10 protein-coding genes are annotated in these 16,630 nt (G+C 38.8%); all 10 read right to left on the bottom strand.

Going from position 1 to position 16,630, the window contains the following annotated elements:
* Position 1: 1 nt before the first annotated feature.
* Positions 2–1,516, bottom strand: a complete 1,515-nt coding sequence (locus AC27VX_RS22315) for a class I SAM-dependent DNA methyltransferase (protein WP_488698082.1) — start codon at positions 1,514–1,516, stop codon at positions 2–4.
* Positions 1,517–1,542: 26 nt separating this feature from the next.
* Complete coding sequence (locus tag AC27VX_RS22310) at positions 1,543–2,862, bottom strand: restriction endonuclease subunit S (RefSeq protein ID WP_488698080.1); 1,320 nt, start codon at positions 2,860–2,862, stop codon at positions 1,543–1,545.
* Positions 2,862–5,669 (bottom strand): type I restriction endonuclease subunit R, encoded by a 2,808-nt coding sequence (locus AC27VX_RS22305; protein ID WP_488698078.1) that lies wholly within the window; start codon positions 5,667–5,669, stop codon positions 2,862–2,864. The genes AC27VX_RS22310 and AC27VX_RS22305 overlap by 1 nt, the downstream gene beginning before the upstream one ends.
* A 165-nt stretch (positions 5,670–5,834) precedes the next feature.
* Positions 5,835–6,371: a hypothetical protein gene (locus AC27VX_RS22300; protein WP_488698076.1), complete on the bottom strand. Its 537-nt coding sequence runs from the start codon at positions 6,369–6,371 to the stop codon at positions 5,835–5,837.
* On the bottom strand, positions 6,368–7,618 hold the full coding sequence (locus tag AC27VX_RS22295; RefSeq protein ID WP_488698074.1) for a condensation domain-containing protein: 1,251 nt from the start codon (positions 7,616–7,618) through the stop codon (positions 6,368–6,370). Before AC27VX_RS22295 ends, AC27VX_RS22300 begins: the two co-directional genes overlap by 4 nt.
* A complete protein-coding gene (locus tag AC27VX_RS22290) occupies positions 7,615–8,886 on the bottom strand; it encodes a condensation domain-containing protein (RefSeq protein ID WP_488698072.1) in 1,272 nt (423 codons plus the stop codon). Before AC27VX_RS22290 ends, AC27VX_RS22295 begins: the two co-directional genes overlap by 4 nt.
* 18 nt (positions 8,887–8,904) lie before the next feature.
* Complete coding sequence (locus AC27VX_RS22285; protein ID WP_488698070.1) at positions 8,905–11,307, bottom strand: glycosyltransferase; 2,403 nt, start codon at positions 11,305–11,307, stop codon at positions 8,905–8,907.
* Positions 11,300–12,082 (bottom strand): alpha/beta fold hydrolase, encoded by a 783-nt coding sequence (locus AC27VX_RS22280; RefSeq protein WP_488698068.1) that lies wholly within the window; start codon positions 12,080–12,082, stop codon positions 11,300–11,302. Before AC27VX_RS22280 ends, AC27VX_RS22285 begins: the two co-directional genes overlap by 8 nt.
* Positions 12,073–12,372, bottom strand: a complete 300-nt coding sequence (locus AC27VX_RS22275) for an acyl carrier protein (protein ID WP_002977699.1) — start codon at positions 12,370–12,372, stop codon at positions 12,073–12,075. Before AC27VX_RS22275 ends, AC27VX_RS22280 begins: the two co-directional genes overlap by 10 nt.
* On the bottom strand, positions 12,360–16,616 hold the full coding sequence (locus AC27VX_RS22270; protein ID WP_488698065.1) for a beta-ketoacyl synthase N-terminal-like domain-containing protein: 4,257 nt from the start codon (positions 16,614–16,616) through the stop codon (positions 12,360–12,362). The genes AC27VX_RS22275 and AC27VX_RS22270 overlap by 13 nt, the downstream gene beginning before the upstream one ends.
* Positions 16,617–16,630: the final 14 nt, after the last annotated feature.

Raw genomic sequence — 16,630 nt, 5'->3', positions numbered from 1 at the left:
TTTAATTTTCCAAATCCTTCATAATCTCTTTAAAGCTAGCTAAAGCAGATTCTATATTATCAATAATTTCTTGTGCCAAGATATCAGGTTCTGGTAGATTATCTAAATCTGTAAGACTTTGATCTTTAATCCAAAATATATCCAAAGAAGTTTTGTCTCTGGCTATGATCTCTTCATAGGTGAATTTTTTCCAGCGTCCATCTGGGTTTTCTTCTGACCAGGTTTCCTTACGGTTGTTTATATTAGAACTGTTATAGCAAGTAACAAAATCTTCTAAGTCAACTTCTGTTAAAGGTTTTTTCTTTAGAGTATGATGTACATTTGTTCTATAATCGTAAATCCAAATTTCTTTTGTCCACGGTTTCTTAGAAGCAGCTTTATTATTAAAAAATAAAACATTTGCTTTTACACCATTAGCATAAAAAATACCAGTTGGTAAACGTAAAATAGTATGTAATTCAGTAGATTTTAATAATTGTTTACGGATTTCTTCCCCGGCTCCTCCTTCAAATAAAACGTTATCTGGCAAAACAACTGCGGCTTCACCATCAATCTTCATCAAAGATTTAATATGTTGTAAGAAATTCAGTTGTTTATTGGAAGTTGTTTCCCAAAAATCCTGACGATTATAACTCATATCGTCACGCTGTACTTCTCCTTCTTCATTAGTTACTATATATGAACTTTTCTTTCCAAAAGGAGGATTGGCCAATACATAATCATACGTGTTTGATTCTGCAGCAATTAGAGCATCTGATGATTTAATTAAAGGTTCACCATCAATCTCACCAATACCATGTAAATACAAATTCATAAGACACATACGGCGTGTGCTTGCTACGATTTCGTTACCATGAAAAGTTTCATCTTTTAAAAACTTTTTTTCTTCACGATCTAACTTGTGGTGATGTGTAATGTGCTCATAAACAGATAAAAAGAATCCTCCCGAACCACACGCTGGATCTATAATTGTTTTCAGCGGTTTAGGCTGTACACACTTCACTATAGTATTGATTAATGCACGGGGAGTAAAATATTGCCCGGCACCAGATTTGGTGTCTTCTGCGTTTTTCTCCAGTAACCCTTCATAGATTTTTCCCTTAACATCAGAACCCATTACAGACCATTCTTCATTGTTAATCAATGTAATGATTCGTAATAATTTAGAGGGATCTTGAATTTTATTTTGGCTTTTCGCATAAATCTGCCCCAGCATCCCTTTTTCACTTGAAAGGGTACGTAAAAGCTGTACATAAAAACTTTCTAATTCAGCTCCATTCTTTGACGTTAAATTTTCCCAATTGCAAATATCTCCATCTTTAATTTCTTTTCCTTCAACATCTTTTATTCTAGGTAATGGTATGTTTTTGTTATAAGGTGGTTTATTTAGCTCATCCACCATTTTCAGAAATAGCAGATAGGTGATTTGTTCCAGATAATCTCCATAACCTACACCATCATCTCGCATCACATTAGCGAGGTTCCATATTTTTGATATAATTGTTGATTCAGTCATTCTTCTAACTTCTTTTAACCCCTTTTTTAAGATACTTTTTTCTTACTTATTTTCTTTACAGGTTTATGAACCTCTTTCTCTGCCTTTATTCTTTCTAATAAAACTGAAGCTGGTTCATAATCCAGTTCTGCTTTACAAGCTCTTAATTCTTCTTCAGTAAGTAAACTTCCTTCAAAAACTTTTTTCAAGATGCTTTGGCGTAAAGCTTCTGCTTGATCCAAACTATTTTTGATTTGTTTTTCTACATCATCACAAACTGATAAACGGGATTCTATCTCTTTGACGATTTGTTGTTGTTTTTCTACGTTACAAATTGGAAATGCACTATAAGAAAATAGTTTACTTTTGTTGATAAAAGGTATGTTAACACCTTGAAGTTGCTTTTTTAGCCATAAAATGAAATTTGGTGATTGTAGATAATATAAAAAATATTTATTCAATAAATTAGATTTAAAATGAAATCTTCCTACTCTTTGATATAAAATGGATGGCAGGTCGTTAATTTTAATTTCGGTTATTTTTAAATTATCATTTAATAATGGACGATTAAGAGCCATCACAATATCTCCGTTTTCTAATAATAATCCAGGATATTTATCTATATAATTTAAGGGTAAATATTCGATCTGATTCCATTTAGTTTCATTAAATGAAACATTTGCAATTTGAAATAAACGGACACCATCATTTGCATATTCAGATTTTTTGAAAGCTAGCCCTGCCTGCATTTCTACCAAATTACCAATATTTTCAAAATTGTTAATTTTTTCAAAAGCTTTTTTCAGAACAGCTTGTCTATAGATTTTCAATTGTTCTTGAGATTTTTTCAAATCTGAAATACTAGCATCTAAAGATGAAAATAAAGTTTCTATTTTTTTGACAATTGCTTTTTGTTCAGAGAGGGAAGGGATGTTAATTGATATCGAATTTAAATTATTCAGATTTATTCCTAATACAGTTGTTCCAGATGAAAGTTTAATTACATCTTTTTCAATATTTTTAAAAAGATAAAATGCAAATTGTTCGTTTATATAATTTTTAGGAAATTTTACAATTTTTAGATCTTGATTAATAGCAGTTAAAATTTTAGAAACAATTGGCTTACCTGGATTAATTCTGGTTGCTAAAATTATATCATTAATCTGAGCTAAATTTGAAGCAGAGTTATTAAGACCTAGTTCTGTAATAGAATCAATAGTATTTCTTAAATAATCTCCTTTTATATCTTTTATAGACGCCCAGTTTAAAGAACCATTCCAATAATTTTTATTTGATTTACTTGGGGTTCCTCCACCAATGAAGGAAAAAATATCTTCAACTTTACATTTAACCCAATCTTCTCCCATTATGCTGCTAAAGCTTCATTTAATTCATTAATAATACTCTGCATATCATTGCCAAATAATTGATACATTTTACCACGCCCACCTTGTACATCAAATGGTGTATAGTCAAGATCATCTAATTCCAAATGATAAGAACTGATAATATGATCTTTAATCATTCTTAACCATTCCATTTGTTCAGATGAAAAACGGTTATGCTGTCCGGCATTTTGAGCAAATATCCATTGCTTAAAATTGTCATCAACTGTTTTATCATAAGGCTTTAGAACTTCATCTATTCCACAAATTTTCCGTAATAATGAAACTAAAGCAGTTAATTCATCTTTAGGAGCATGAGCCGTCGTTGCATCAATATTTTTATAAGCATCCCAGATATGCAGGGGTGCAAATATCGGTTTTTCCAGTCGTATTTTCTCCATAAGATCCTTCAACATTTTGAAAGTTATTTCTTTTCTTCGAAATGGCTGATCAAAATAAATACTTAATGCGGTGATTTCGTTTTTATTAGTTCGCAGATATTCTTCAAAATTATTAATTAAACTTTCAGCTTTATCAACGGTCGTTGTATCCCACTCAGAAGTTAGTACAGTGTCAATATTAATATGATCAATAATTTGGTCGTGTTGTTTTCTTACATTGTCAATATATTCATTCAACGGGCCATTAAATGATAATGATGCTTTTCTGATCAAAGCTTCGTGGGCTTCTGCTTTTGCTCTTTCTATCTTTTCCGGTGTACGTTCCTGTAGAGGAATAACCTGTATTAGTTTTTGGGCATTTTCTTCTATTTTATCAATATCAAAAGCTTCAATTAACTCACGGATAATCTGCAGTAATGGTTTGCCTCGGGAAAGCTCAATAATATGTTCTTTTTCCTTTTCACTCAATTGTTTATCTAAACGAATAAGTCGATTGGCTAAAGACAGAAATACATCCTCATCTGAAATACCCATAGTGACTGCACCCAACAATTCTTTCATTGAGACTGAAGGTTTACGTTCTAACGGTCGACTATCTGTTTTCTTAGATTTAGTAGCTCCCACAGCATCTACAATAACGAAATGATTTTTTACACGAGCTGTTTTACTTACCAATTGTAATTTATCATCATTAATAGTTCGTGTACCACGTCCTTTCATTTGCTCAAAATAATTGACACTTTTTACATCACGCATGAACAACAGTACCTCTAATGGCTTTACATCTGTTCCTGTTGCGATCATATCTACTGTAACTGCTATGCGAGGATAGTAATCATTACGAAAACGATTTAATAAAGATTTTGGGTCTTCATCAATTTTATAAGTTACTTTTTTGCAGAAATCATTGCCTTCCCCAAATTCTTCACGCACAATATTGATGATATCATCTGCATGGGAGTCTGTTTTGGCAAATATTAAAGTTTTTGGTACTTCATATTCATCATTTTGCCAACGATCAGGGTATATCTTGGTTTCTAAAGCCTGTTTAAACTCTTTAATGATCGTGCGGATTTGTGATACATTTACAACAGCTTTATCCAGATCATTACGCAGATATTCTGTATCGTCATCTTCTTGTTGCCAACGTTTAGCTCTAGAAAGTTTATCCCTTCTGTCCACAAACCATCCTGATTCTATAAGCCCCCCTTTTTTGGAGATTTCTGTTTCAATAGAATAGACTTCGTAAGGAACATTCACCCCATCAATTACAGACTCTTCGTAAGTATATTCACTTACTACATTTTGATTGAAAAAACCAAAAGTCCGTTTATCCGGAGTAGCTGTCAACCCAATCAAAAAGGCATCAAAATAATCTAAAACTTGTTTCCAGAGATTATAAATAGAACGGTGGCATTCGTCAATGACAATAAAATCAAACTGTTCAATAGGTACTTTTTCATTATAAGAAACAGGAACAGCTTTTTTTTCAGCCAGCTTTTGTTGAAGCCAGGATGATTGTTCAATAGGGCTATTCTCTTCTTCACTTTCATCCATTTCCTCACCTTTCAAAATAGAGTACATTCTTTGAATAGTGGAAATACATATCTGGCTATCTGATGCGATATAACTTGAGCTCAATCGTTGTACATTGTATAGTTCTGTAAATTTACGATTGTCATCAATTGGCTGAAAAGCCATGAACTCTTGTTCTGCTTGTTCACCAAGATTTTTTGTGTCAACTAAAAATAAAATGCGCTTTGCTTTTGCAAACTTAAGTAGACGGTAAATAAATGTTGCTGCTGTAAAAGTTTTACCAGCTCCGGTTGCCATTTGCACTAGAGCTTTAGGTTTATTCTGTTTAAATGATTTTTCTAAATTATTTATGGCAACAACCTGCGCAGGACGTAATCCAGCTTCTTCTAAAACTGGTATATCATTGAAACGTTCTCGTAATGTTTTTTCTTTCTTATACCATTCCATCAACATTTCAGGTTGGTGAAAATGAAATAGCTCCCGGCTCCGTGGATTCGGATCCCTATAATCTGTAAAACGAGTAATTACACCCGTACTTTCATATGCAAAAGGAATTACTTCTGTACTTTTAAAAAATTTCAGTTGAGCTTGTGCATAATTTTTTGATTGCTCTTCAACTGTTGTTAATCGAAACCCTTCTTCTTCCTTTTTGGCTTCAATGATACCAATAGGTTTCTGATCTACAAATAAAACATAATCAGCAGGTCCTACTGAAGTCTGATATTCACGAACAGCAATACCTTTTGCAGCATTAAAGTTTATTTGATTTTTAGATTGTACAGCCCATCCTGCCTGACGAAGCATTTCGTCTATGCGATCACGAGCAATTTGTTCAGGGTTTTGATTAAGCATTTGGTCTTCTTAGTTTAAGAGGTAAATATAAGGAAACCTAGTAAAGAAAGCCAAATAATGCCTAGACTATTATGTTTTCAGAAATATTGTGTGCTCATTTTTTAGTAGAATTAATCTTTAGTCATATTGACTAAAGACTCAGATTAATAAGGTTAAATAATGAATTTATGCTACAATCTCAATCCTCCTACACATCCACCTCCTCAACCTCCACACCGGCAAATACACAAATACCACAGATAAAATACCTGCCAGAATTCCAACCACCACTGCCATGGCCGTAGCATCCAGCTTATAATCCTTAGAAAAATTATACTGCCCTAAAAAAAGTATAGCTAATACTAAAGAACAGGTAATCACTCCATGCAGAATACTCAGCTTGGTCATTAACTTTTTTATGTTCAACGCTTCATCTACGGTAAACTCAATGGCGCCTTGTCCGGCGGCATCGGTTACTCTTTTGAGGATGTCTATGGTGAGGACAACGGGGAGAAACAGGGCCATGGGTAAGGTAAGGCGGGCCAGATTCTGTTCGCCTGAGAAAAAATGGGTGTAGCCTAATTCTTTGAAGCTGGCATAGGCAATGATGAAATTGAAAAATACATTGGGAAGGACATAATAAATCGTACGCTTGATGAGAAAGCGTTTAAGGGTAGTTTTTTTGAGCTTTTTAGGCGGCTTCGGCTTAAATTTCAATTTCATGAGGTGGTCATGAGCGCTATGGCTTTCTCTTTTATTTGGGCGGCTTCCGCTTTGGGAAGGAAGTCTTCGTTGGACAAAAATATAAAATCCATCTGACGGTTGTAGGTACTCGCTACCAAAGTGTTTGAGTTTAGCCATGGGAAGGCTACCGTAGGGCTGAAGATGGTTTCAATGCTGAAGTTTTTATACTCACTCGGGATGTTGATCCTGCCCATATTGGATAGGGTTACATCATGGCCGCCATTGCTGGATTTAAGCATGGAGATCATACGGTCTACAATCGGGTGCATCTGTTCACCCATCCACAGGAGTTCGCGGGCTTCCATCTTACCAATTTTCTGGACAAGATCTTCTTTGATATGTCGGGCATTGTTCAACAGGTCAGAATTTCCTTTTTTTAGAGCAAGATCAACCGTTGGAGCAAAGGCAAATAAATGATCCTCTTTGATCTCCGGAATAAAATGACGCACATCCACCGGACTGATCACTTTCCCTTTGGCTTCTTTCCCTTTTACTTCCTGAAAGGCCTGCATAAATGCGGCACACAGTAAAGCATGTACGGAAACTCCGTTGGCTTTGCATCGCTCCGTAATTTGAGAAGTGGTTTCTGCATCCAGTTTTTGGTGAAGAACATAATTGTTTCCCAGATTTTTCTTTTTACTTTTTGGTTGCAAAAGGAAGAAGAACTTAGCAAACATCAGATAAAGATTTGCCTTGAATTTCTTAGTTTTTACATTAAAATTGGAAGGTAAAAATTCATCTACGGAGGTGAACGCTTCATAAGGTTCTAACTCCAGATCTGGATTATCCAAAAGCTGAAGCAGCTCCTGCATTAAGGTAACTCCGGTAGTTCCGTCTGAAATACAATGTGGAATGGCCCAAAAGACTTCAGAAACATCCTGTCCTCGTACCCACACTACACGGGCTAGTGGTGTTTTTTCTTCCTCAAATAAGATTTTCCATTCTTTTTGAGACTCTGTCAGCCAATCCTGGTCTGTTGTTCTTTCTACGATGCGGAGTGGGATAGGAGCGATCTCTTTTTCTTCTATGAAAAAGGGATATTTCTCACTTTTAGAGTCGATAACCACTCTTAACAACGCGTGTTTCTGCTGGATTTTTTCCAGAGCAGTCTTAAAATTCTGCTCCGGAAGTTCTCCTTTTATTTTGGCTGCAAATATACAGTTTACGGGGGTTTCCGGATCTACATACATGATCCTTTCCACCATCATTAGTTTTCTTTTGATCATGATACAGCAATGTATTCCAGTTGGGTTTTAATAATCTGCATAAACTCGTCACGGATGGTGATGGCATCAATATATGGTAAATAGCCTTCGCTTCCCACAAAGGAAAAATCCATTTTCCCGCGGTAGGTAGACACTACCAATGTCGTTGTATTTCCCAATGGGCCAATCACAGACGGACTGAAAATAGTATCTACTGAAAATTCTTTATACTCATGAGGAATCTGAATGCGTCCCAGGTTGGAAAACATACAGTCGTTGGAGGATTTTCCGTTCTTTAAAAGCTTGGTGAAATTATTCAGCGCATCATGCCCGGATTCCATCACCATCATGGTAATATAAGGATCAAGCTTAGAGGTTTTACGTTCTACAGAAGCCTGCATCGCACGTAAATTTTCTATAAAGTTCAGCTTTTCATTGGCTGAAACTACGATCATCAGCCCAAAAGCAAAAATATGATCGTTCTTCACCTGGGTAGCAAAACGTCTGATGTCTACCGGGCAGGACACTTTATTGAAAGCTCCGGTTCCTTTTATTTTTTTGAAAGCCTGAAGCAAAGCGGCACTTAAGAAGGTGTTCACCGTCACGCCATTGGATTTGCAATAGGAAACCAGTTGTTGGCTTATCGTTTCATTTACTTTCCAGTGAAGCAGATAATCATCCTTTCTATCAATGGATTTTTTACCGGTAGGAATAACCTTAATGGCTGTAGCGGCTAATCTTCCGATGAATTTAGCTTTTAATTTTTGCTTACGGTTGTTTAAAATATGGGCCGGGACTACATCCTGAATGCCTAAAATAGGATGTTCTATCCCGATATCCGCTTTTGGATTATCCAATACTTTTAAAAATTCATACAGGAAGGCCATTGCAGAACCACCATCACATAAACAATGGTGAAACGAAAACAGCATGTCAGAAACGTCTTCGCCCTTGATCCAGACAAACCGGATAAGAGGCAATTTTTTAGGATCAAATAAAGTATTCCATTCCCTTCTGGATTCTTCCTGCCACTGATCTTCACTCTGTCTGGCAATGATTCTTACAGGAATAGAAACAGGGTTTTCAGGAACATCAAACCAGGGAATGTTTTTCTCATCGTGAGCGATCAGCGCTTTTAACCACGGATGTTTTTTCTGGATCTGAGCCAAAGCCTGCTGGATATCCTTTAATGCAAAGGTACCTCTGAGTCTGAAAGGGATCACCGCATTGAAGGGTTCTGTTCCGTCTCCCAGTAACATTCGTTCGCCAAATAACAATCTTCTTTTCATATGTAGATATCTAAAGGCTTATACAGAAGCTAATGTGGAATGTTCTTCTACAAAGTTTTCCAGTAATTCTACCGCTTTATCATTACCTCCGGCAAGAGTAAAGGTATTCTGAACCTCTTGGGCTGCAGCTCTGTATTTAGGGTTTTCCAGTAATTCAAAAACAGTTTCACGAAGAGCCTCTACACGAAGTCTCTTGTATCGGATACTGATTCCGCAACCTGCCTGCTCGATCAGTTTCGCAATATGAAAATGGTCGTAAGCGATAGGCGTGATCAACATCGGTAAACCATTACGGAAGGTATCATTCACAGTATTGAAACCACCGTGGCAGATCACCATATCCATTTGCTGCATCACTGCAGATTGAGGCACGAAGCTGTTCACAATAAAGTTCTCCGGCCATTCTTCAAAAATTTCAGGTGGAGTAGCGGCAATCACCGTAACCGGCTGGTCTTTGAATGCAGCGATGATCTTTTCAAAGAAAGCTTTTCTGATGTCTACTAATAGAGTTCCCAGTGATACAAAGATCTTTGGTGCGGTAGAAGCATTTAATTTATCCCAGTCAAATGGAGCATCATTCGGACGACCTTTTACCGGGCCCACAAATTTCATATGTGATGGTACGGTATCAAAACCTGCAAAAGCCTGAGAAGTAAAGACCATATTCAGTTTATGGGAATGAATGTAAATTCCTTCCTCATGAATGCCTACTTCTTTTTGTAAGTCTTTGATTAAATTTTGCTGCCATTCCCAGATTTTTGGGGCACTTTTTTCAGTATCTCCCATAACGTCTGGCGGAACAGGTGTAGTCGTTACACAAGGAATATGATGCTTGTGAGCGAAAAGCGCACCTCCGAATGTGATACAGTCGTTCACAATTACATCAGGCATCCAGCTTTCTGTTAATCTGGTTAATCCCGGCATCATCATTTTGGCAAAAGGAACATAGGTTTCTTCCAATGCTAATTTCATCACTTCAGGACCTGAACAGGCCGGGCCGTCATCCTGTCTTTTTAAAATACGGGCAATTTCTTCCTGATACGGAATTAAATCTTCTTCAGGATAGTAGTAAGAACCTCCTTCAGGAATATGTTTATTGTCTAAAGGCGTAATACCGAACCATTTTACTTCATGGCCACGGGCAATCAGACTGGCTCCCACACTTAAAGTAGGGCTCACATGTCCGAAAAATGGAGGAACAACGAATAAAAATTTAGATGGTTTTTCGTGTTTTGCGGCTTTTGTAATGGCCGTTTCCAATAAATTAGCTGCTGTAGATGCTCCCCCTGCTTCCATAAAAGATTGTCCTACTTTTTGAGCAGCCTCACGGTAGCTCGGGTTGTTTAAAATTTGTTGTACCGCTTCTCTCAGGTGATTGGCTTTAAATCGGTTGAAATTAAGTCTTTCACCTGCCTCTGTACGCACCACACGTCCTGCAACGTGCGACTGGTCATACGCAATAGGAATGACTACCAAAGGAATTCCGTTGGATAAGGTTTCAGAAACGGTATTGTGACCGCCATGGCAAACTACACCATCAAGATGAGGCAACAGATCCAGTTGCGGAACCTGCTGATACACCATAAAGTTGTCCGGCCACTGCTCGAAAAGCTGCGGATCAGAAACCACCACAACCGTTAAATCTTCCTCTTTAAAAGCATCAACTACCTTTTGGAAAAATGCCTTTTTATGATCGTGATCGAAAGTCGTTCCGATGCTTACTAAAATCTTTTTGTTAGTAGCACTTTTTAATCTGTCCCAGTCAAATTCGCAGGAGATGCGTCTTTCGGTAAGAACGGGTCCCGTGAATTGATATTGAGGGGCCAGATCTTCCATATCCCCAAAGAAATAGGTTGAAGTTAAAACAAGCGTTAGCAAATCTGAAGTGGCCAGAGAACGTTCTTCACTGAAGCCAAGCTCCTTTTGTAAGTCGATGATTTGATTCACTTCCCATTCGTGTACTTTTGGCAGCTCATTCATGATCTTAATGGCAGCAGGAGCGGTAACGGAAGTGGCGCAAGGAATCCCTAATGCTTTTGCTGCTATCGGAGCGGCAAATAACTGGTGGTCACCGATGATTAAATCGGGTTGGTAGGTCTTTAATAAAGTAACAATTCCATTATAGCAATGTCTGTTCAGAGGAATAAGAACTTCCTCGTAAAGGAACTTCACACTGTCGATTCCGTACACTACTTTTTTTGAAATAATATCGAGATACTGTTCGCTTTCTTTTTTTTCTTCGTCGGTCTGATCATATTGGATCAGTAATAATTTTCCGCCCTCGGGAAGTTTCGCTTCTAAAGTTGGGTCAAGGCTGATCCATGCTACTTCATGCCCTCTTTCCAACAGCGTAGCACCGATGCTTAGAGTAGGGTTGACATGTCCTGTCAAGGGTGGAACTATAAATGCAAATTTAGCCATGGTTCTTCGTTAAGATATTAGATAAAAACTGAGCGATCGTCTCTGCAATGAGCTGAGGTTCCTGGATGGGAATATTGTGATCGCCGGAAATTAATTCAAGTTCGGATTCACCGATTTGAGACTGCAGCCATTCTCCAGTAGGTCTGCAGTTGGAATCCGCACCGTAAAGCAATAACGTAGAAGCTTTCAGTTGACTGAAATCAGCCTCACCAAGGAAATGTTTTTCCCTGATCATATCTGCTTTGATGCTGGTTTGATTAAACAGAAACTCATACATACGATGGTTCTTTTCCATTTGTCTTTTGCCCATCTGGACTTTGGTAGTATCTGTAAAATTGGCTACATAATGCTCAAGGAATTCCTTGCTGTATTCATCAATGATATTCCTTGCTTTTTCATCCTGAGGATCCGGAGCTTCCATCACTACCAGTTGATTGACACGTTCAGGATATTTCAATGCTGTTTTTAAAGCAATAAGACCGCCGAAGCTATAGCCTGTAAGATGTACTCTTTCCAGTTGAAGGTGATCCATTAAACCAATCAGATCGGATGACATAGTATCAAGGTCGTACCCATCCAAAAAACGTTCACTCATCCCGTGACTTTTCAGATCGTACATCACCACATGGAAATGTTTTGCCAGAATGGGGGCAATATTAAAATAATAAATGGACAGGTTACTGAACATACCGTGGATGAGTACCACGGTTTGTTCGGCTCCTTTATTGAGTTCCTGTATATGAACTTGTCTGTTATTGACAGTGATTATTGGCATTCGTAGATATAATTGATGATCATACTAAGGTCAAGATTAATAAGCTGGTCAAGATCCATAGAAGATAACCAGCCTGTAAAGTCGATCTGATCGCCAAAATGCGCCTTGATCTTTTCAGAGAAAGAGACAATCTCGATGCTGTCCATTTCAAGATCTTTGGTGAATGAACTTTCCGGAGTAATATCCATCTCCTCTACAAATTCAGCACCTATCACTTCAGTAATAAAACCTTTTAATAAAGTAAAAAGTTCTTCGTGGTTCATTTTTAATGTTGCGTTTACAGTGTCCATCCGATAATATAATTTTTATGTTTAATAGTTTTGATTTCAATGTTGTTGATCCACAAGTGATCATCTTTTATCAATTCGACTTCGAAGGCTTTTGGATTCCCTTTCAGTCCGGTTCCTAAGAATTTTCCGTAGGCTTCTTTGGCTACCCAGAAGCGGGTGGTCCATTCTGCCTGATCTCTGCCTTTTAATAAAGCTAATTCACTGTCTGTAAATACCAGATCATAGAATCCTTCGCTGCGTTCTTCCATGAGTTCCATATCAATTCCTACAGATTTTCCGTATCTCGCAATACCCACGGCTTCTTTTCCTTTGTGAGCTAATGAAATATGAATGTTTTCTGTAAAATCACTGATGAGGTAAGGTTTCCCCACTTCATCGGAACGGATTTCAAAGGTGATCGGGAAGCAAGCATGATTTTTTTCCTGACGAAGAAGGTTTCTAACGGCATCTTTTACAGCAACACGGCTTACCATCCAGTTTTTCTTTTTGTTCGGTAGTAATTGCAGATGATGCTGTTTTTCCGTCTGGTTGAAATATCTTTTCAGAATAAAATCCCATGAAGCGACCCTAGTGTAGGCCTGATGGAAGAAGAATACTTCAGGAGCAATTTCTTCAGAAAGACGGTTATGCAACGGCGACATGGAAACATTCCATAAAGCGGCATCAATTTCCAGTCTTCTGTTCTGCCATCCGGTGATCGCGCACCATACTTTTCCGTCTCTTTTTAGAATAATATCTGCAATGGCAAATTCATCATTAAGCTCAGTCAGCATACAGGTGCATTCAAAAATACCATCCTGATCGTGCATATCACCAAAGAATTCAATATCTCTGATCTTCACCGGGAAGGCAATGCGGTCTTTTACCAACGTAAGCTGTAACCAAAGCCCAAATAACTGTCCGGCATTGTCTAACAGAGATCCTTTTCCGCCATTTCCTTTGATTTTTCCTACAATTCCTTTGTTTCCAACGGCTGATACTTCGGTAATTCCCTGGTATTTGTCACCATGGAACATGTGGGCATCATAGATTTCTTCAGGTGTTCTTTCAATCGGTAAAAGATCACCAACAGAAAGGTTGAAGGTTGGAGTAGGGACAGGTGAGGATTTTAAGATCACTTCCGCATTGGCGAAGTTTTCAACATCCAGATACGCATGGTTTTCGCCACGCCATTGTCCTTTTACTGTTTTCTCAAAAGGCTGGGCAACATTCATCCATTGGAATACACTTACATTCATTATTTTATGAACCTGTGTTCCCGGGATTTCCGCTTCTGCAATTTCTGCAAGCTGTTCAAAGATCATGGTCATCGGAATGACCGGTTCCATATCGGCTACATGAGCCCATCCTTTTGGCTGTCTCAATAAGCTGTGGTCGATCAGGTATGGATGACTTTCAAGCGTCACATACAGATCTTTTGAGAAGGTTGCACTTCTTGGAGCTTGTGGAGCAGCGTATTGTGCTACAGGAGCTGGACGTGGAATCGTAATCTCAGGACGGTTTTGGAATAAAGTCAAGACTTCTTCCTGCATACGGATCATATCCGTAACATTGTCCTGGAATGCCTGTACCAGCGGATGACCACTTTTAGCCGTCATGGCTGAAGCGGAAGCAGTGTATTGTTTTGGGGTTTCAAAGGCTTGAGCTAATGCTTTTACTTCTTTAAAATTTCTGATAATAGGGGATCCCAATTCCAGTTTAATCCCTTTTCCTGATGATTTTTTGGATTGATGGTAAAGTTCTAAAAAGTCTAGAGCAACGGTTTTACCTTCTACAAATAGGGATGCAACCACACGCTGTAACTGCGCTAATGCAGAACGGGCAGGAACACTGGAAGCAATCGTGCTGAATGCTTTTCCTTTTAAAGTATCATCAATAAACCCGATCAGTCCGCCGGTACCCACCTGAATGAATACTCTTACACCTTCTTCGTATAATTTATCCGTCAGTTCACGGAAACGAACAGGTTCTACCAAGTGCTCAGCACTCAGTTTTCTGATCGCTGCCTGATCTGCAGGATAAGGTTCTAAAGTCGTTGCAGACCATAATGGGATTTTGGTTTTCTGGAACTGTGCTTTTTCCATTCCGGCAAGGATCACATCCAGTTTATCAGCGATAAAAGGAGAGTGGAATCCGGATTGGAACGGCAATACCTGATGGAAGATCTGTTTTGATTTTAATTGCGGAACCAATTCATCCAATGCGGCATTGCTACCACAAAGAATCACTTGGTTAGGGCAGTTGTCATTAGAAATATATAAGTCTGAAATTTCAGAAATAAATGGCTGTACGACATCAATTCCTGCTCCGATGGCAATGAACTTGGAGTCTTTTAATTCAAAAGTTTCCGGATTCAATACATCGATTAAGGCTTTAACAGAATTGGCCTCTGCTAACTCAGATGAATATCCTGCCAGCCATTCTCCTAAACTGTGTCCTGCATTCATGTCCGGGATGATTCCCAGTTTTTTCAATGAATTGTCAAGGATGCTACAGTTATTGAAGATGTTTAAAGCATCGGTTAAAAGACCTTCACCTTCGGTTTCTATAGGCGCTGTTAATCCGAAATAACGGCTTACACTGTCTACTTCACCTTTTGCCAGTCCATCCAATCCAGGAAATACAAAGGCTACTTTGCCGCCATCTTTTAATAATGGGGTAGAAGTGTACCAGATGTCCTGTTTGTTTTTCCAGATCAGGTTTTTAGAAACAATTTTAAGCGCTTTTTCTATTCTTGCAGGCGTAGGATCGAATATCGCTACTCTGAAATCTCCTTCTCCTGTAGTGGTCTCGTTATTTTTTAAGGCAGAAACTAATTCTGCGTGGGTAGGTCTTGCCAATAGCAATACGGCGTCTTTTTTCGGCATATCATAGCCTTCAAGAACAACGTGTGCATTGATTCCTCCAAATCCGAAAGCGTTGACTGCCGCTACTTTTGGCAGTCCTGTTTTTGACCAGTTTTTAGCTTCCTGCACCGGTTCGAATCTTGTATTCTGCATTTCTGCTGTTGGATTCTCACAGTACAATGTTGGTGGTAATGTGTCGTGGTGCAAAGCAAGACAGGTTTTAATCAGTCCTGCAATTCCTGCAGCCGGCATAGCATGTCCGATATTGGACTTTACCGATCCGATTCCTGCTGCCGGAGCAGCTTCTTCTTTCCCAAAGAACTGGGCTAAGGTCTGAAGTTCTGTTTTATCTCCAAGGGGAGTTCCGGTACCATGGGCTTCCAGGTAACCTACTTTATTTTTATCCAGATCAGCATTGATCCAGGCTTGTTCTAACGCTTTCAGCTGTCCTTTTACGGATGGGCTCATCACGCTGGTTCCGTTACCATCACTGCTGACACCCACCCCTTTGATCACCGCATAGATTTTGTCCTGATCGCGAACAGCGTCTTCCAATCGTTTTAAAACAACGAAACCACAGCCTTCCCCAATCAGTAATCCATCAGCATCCATACTGAACGGTTTGATCTGTTCCTGGCGGGACATCGCTCCCAATTGAGCAAAAATACTCCAGAAAGCAGCGTTCTGTCCGGTGTGAACTCCTCCGGCGATCATCATATCAGAACGACCTCTCTGAAGTTCCTGTACAGCGTGGTCTACAGCGATTAAAGCACTGGCACAAGCGGCATCAACGGTAAAAGCAACGCCGCCAAGGTCAAAACGGTTGGCTACCAATGAAGCTACCAGGTTAGGAATTAATCCCATGGCAGTATCAGCAGCGAAACGTCCTTTTCTTTCCTGGAAAGCATGTTTTACTTTTTCAATATCAGCTGAAGATACCTGAGGCAGCAATTCCTGCAATAAGGAGGAAATCTGTTCTCCGGTTCTTACAATTTCAATGGCACGGGTAGCTCCCGGCCCGGTATAGTTTCCTTTCCCAATGATAATTCCTGCTTTTTCAAGGGAAGTATTCTTTTGAAATACTCCGGCATCTTCCAAAGCTTTCTGAACTAAATCTAAGGTCAGTAAATGATCGGGTTCTGTTCCTTCCACAGCAAGGGGTAAAATTCCAAAGCTGGTAGGATCAAACTCATAATCAGGTATAAACCCGCCTCGTTGGCAATAGAAACGATCGACAGGGTTCGTGGCATCACTAAAGTGTACCGGATCTATCCGATCAGCCGGAGCCGATTGGGTAGAGTCTACTTTGTTGACAATATTCTGCCAAAAAGTATGGGCATCCTGCGCCCCGGGAAAGACGCAGGATAGTCCAACTACAGCAACATCTGTTTTTTTCATGTTTAGTGTTTACA

Source organism: Chryseobacterium sp. 14P4.3.2 (assembly GCF_057799275.1).
Note: the sequence above shows the minus strand (reverse complement) of the source record. Positions and strands in the feature narration are given on the sequence as shown.

Coding starts and splice junctions, on each gene's coding strand:
- AC27VX_RS22275 (WP_002977699.1), bottom strand. CDS start 12,372: ATGGACACTGTAAACGCAACATTAAAAATGAACCACGAAGAACTTTTT.
- AC27VX_RS22305 (WP_488698078.1), bottom strand. CDS start 5,669: ATGCTTAATCAAAACCCTGAACAAATTGCTCGTGATCGCATAGACGAA.
- AC27VX_RS22285 (WP_488698070.1), bottom strand. CDS start 11,307: ATGGCTAAATTTGCATTTATAGTTCCACCCTTGACAGGACATGTCAAC.
- AC27VX_RS22295 (WP_488698074.1), bottom strand. CDS start 7,618: ATGATCAAAAGAAAACTAATGATGGTGGAAAGGATCATGTATGTAGAT.
- AC27VX_RS22280 (WP_488698068.1), bottom strand. CDS start 12,082: ATGCCAATAATCACTGTCAATAACAGACAAGTTCATATACAGGAACTC.
- AC27VX_RS22300 (WP_488698076.1), bottom strand. CDS start 6,371: ATGAAATTGAAATTTAAGCCGAAGCCGCCTAAAAAGCTCAAAAAAACT.
- AC27VX_RS22290 (WP_488698072.1), bottom strand. CDS start 8,886: ATGAAAAGAAGATTGTTATTTGGCGAACGAATGTTACTGGGAGACGGA.
- AC27VX_RS22310 (WP_488698080.1), bottom strand. CDS start 2,862: ATGGGAGAAGATTGGGTTAAATGTAAAGTTGAAGATATTTTTTCCTTC.
- AC27VX_RS22315 (WP_488698082.1), bottom strand. CDS start 1,516: ATGACTGAATCAACAATTATATCAAAAATATGGAACCTCGCTAATGTG.
- AC27VX_RS22270 (WP_488698065.1), bottom strand. CDS start 16,616: ATGAAAAAAACAGATGTTGCTGTAGTTGGACTATCCTGCGTCTTTCCC.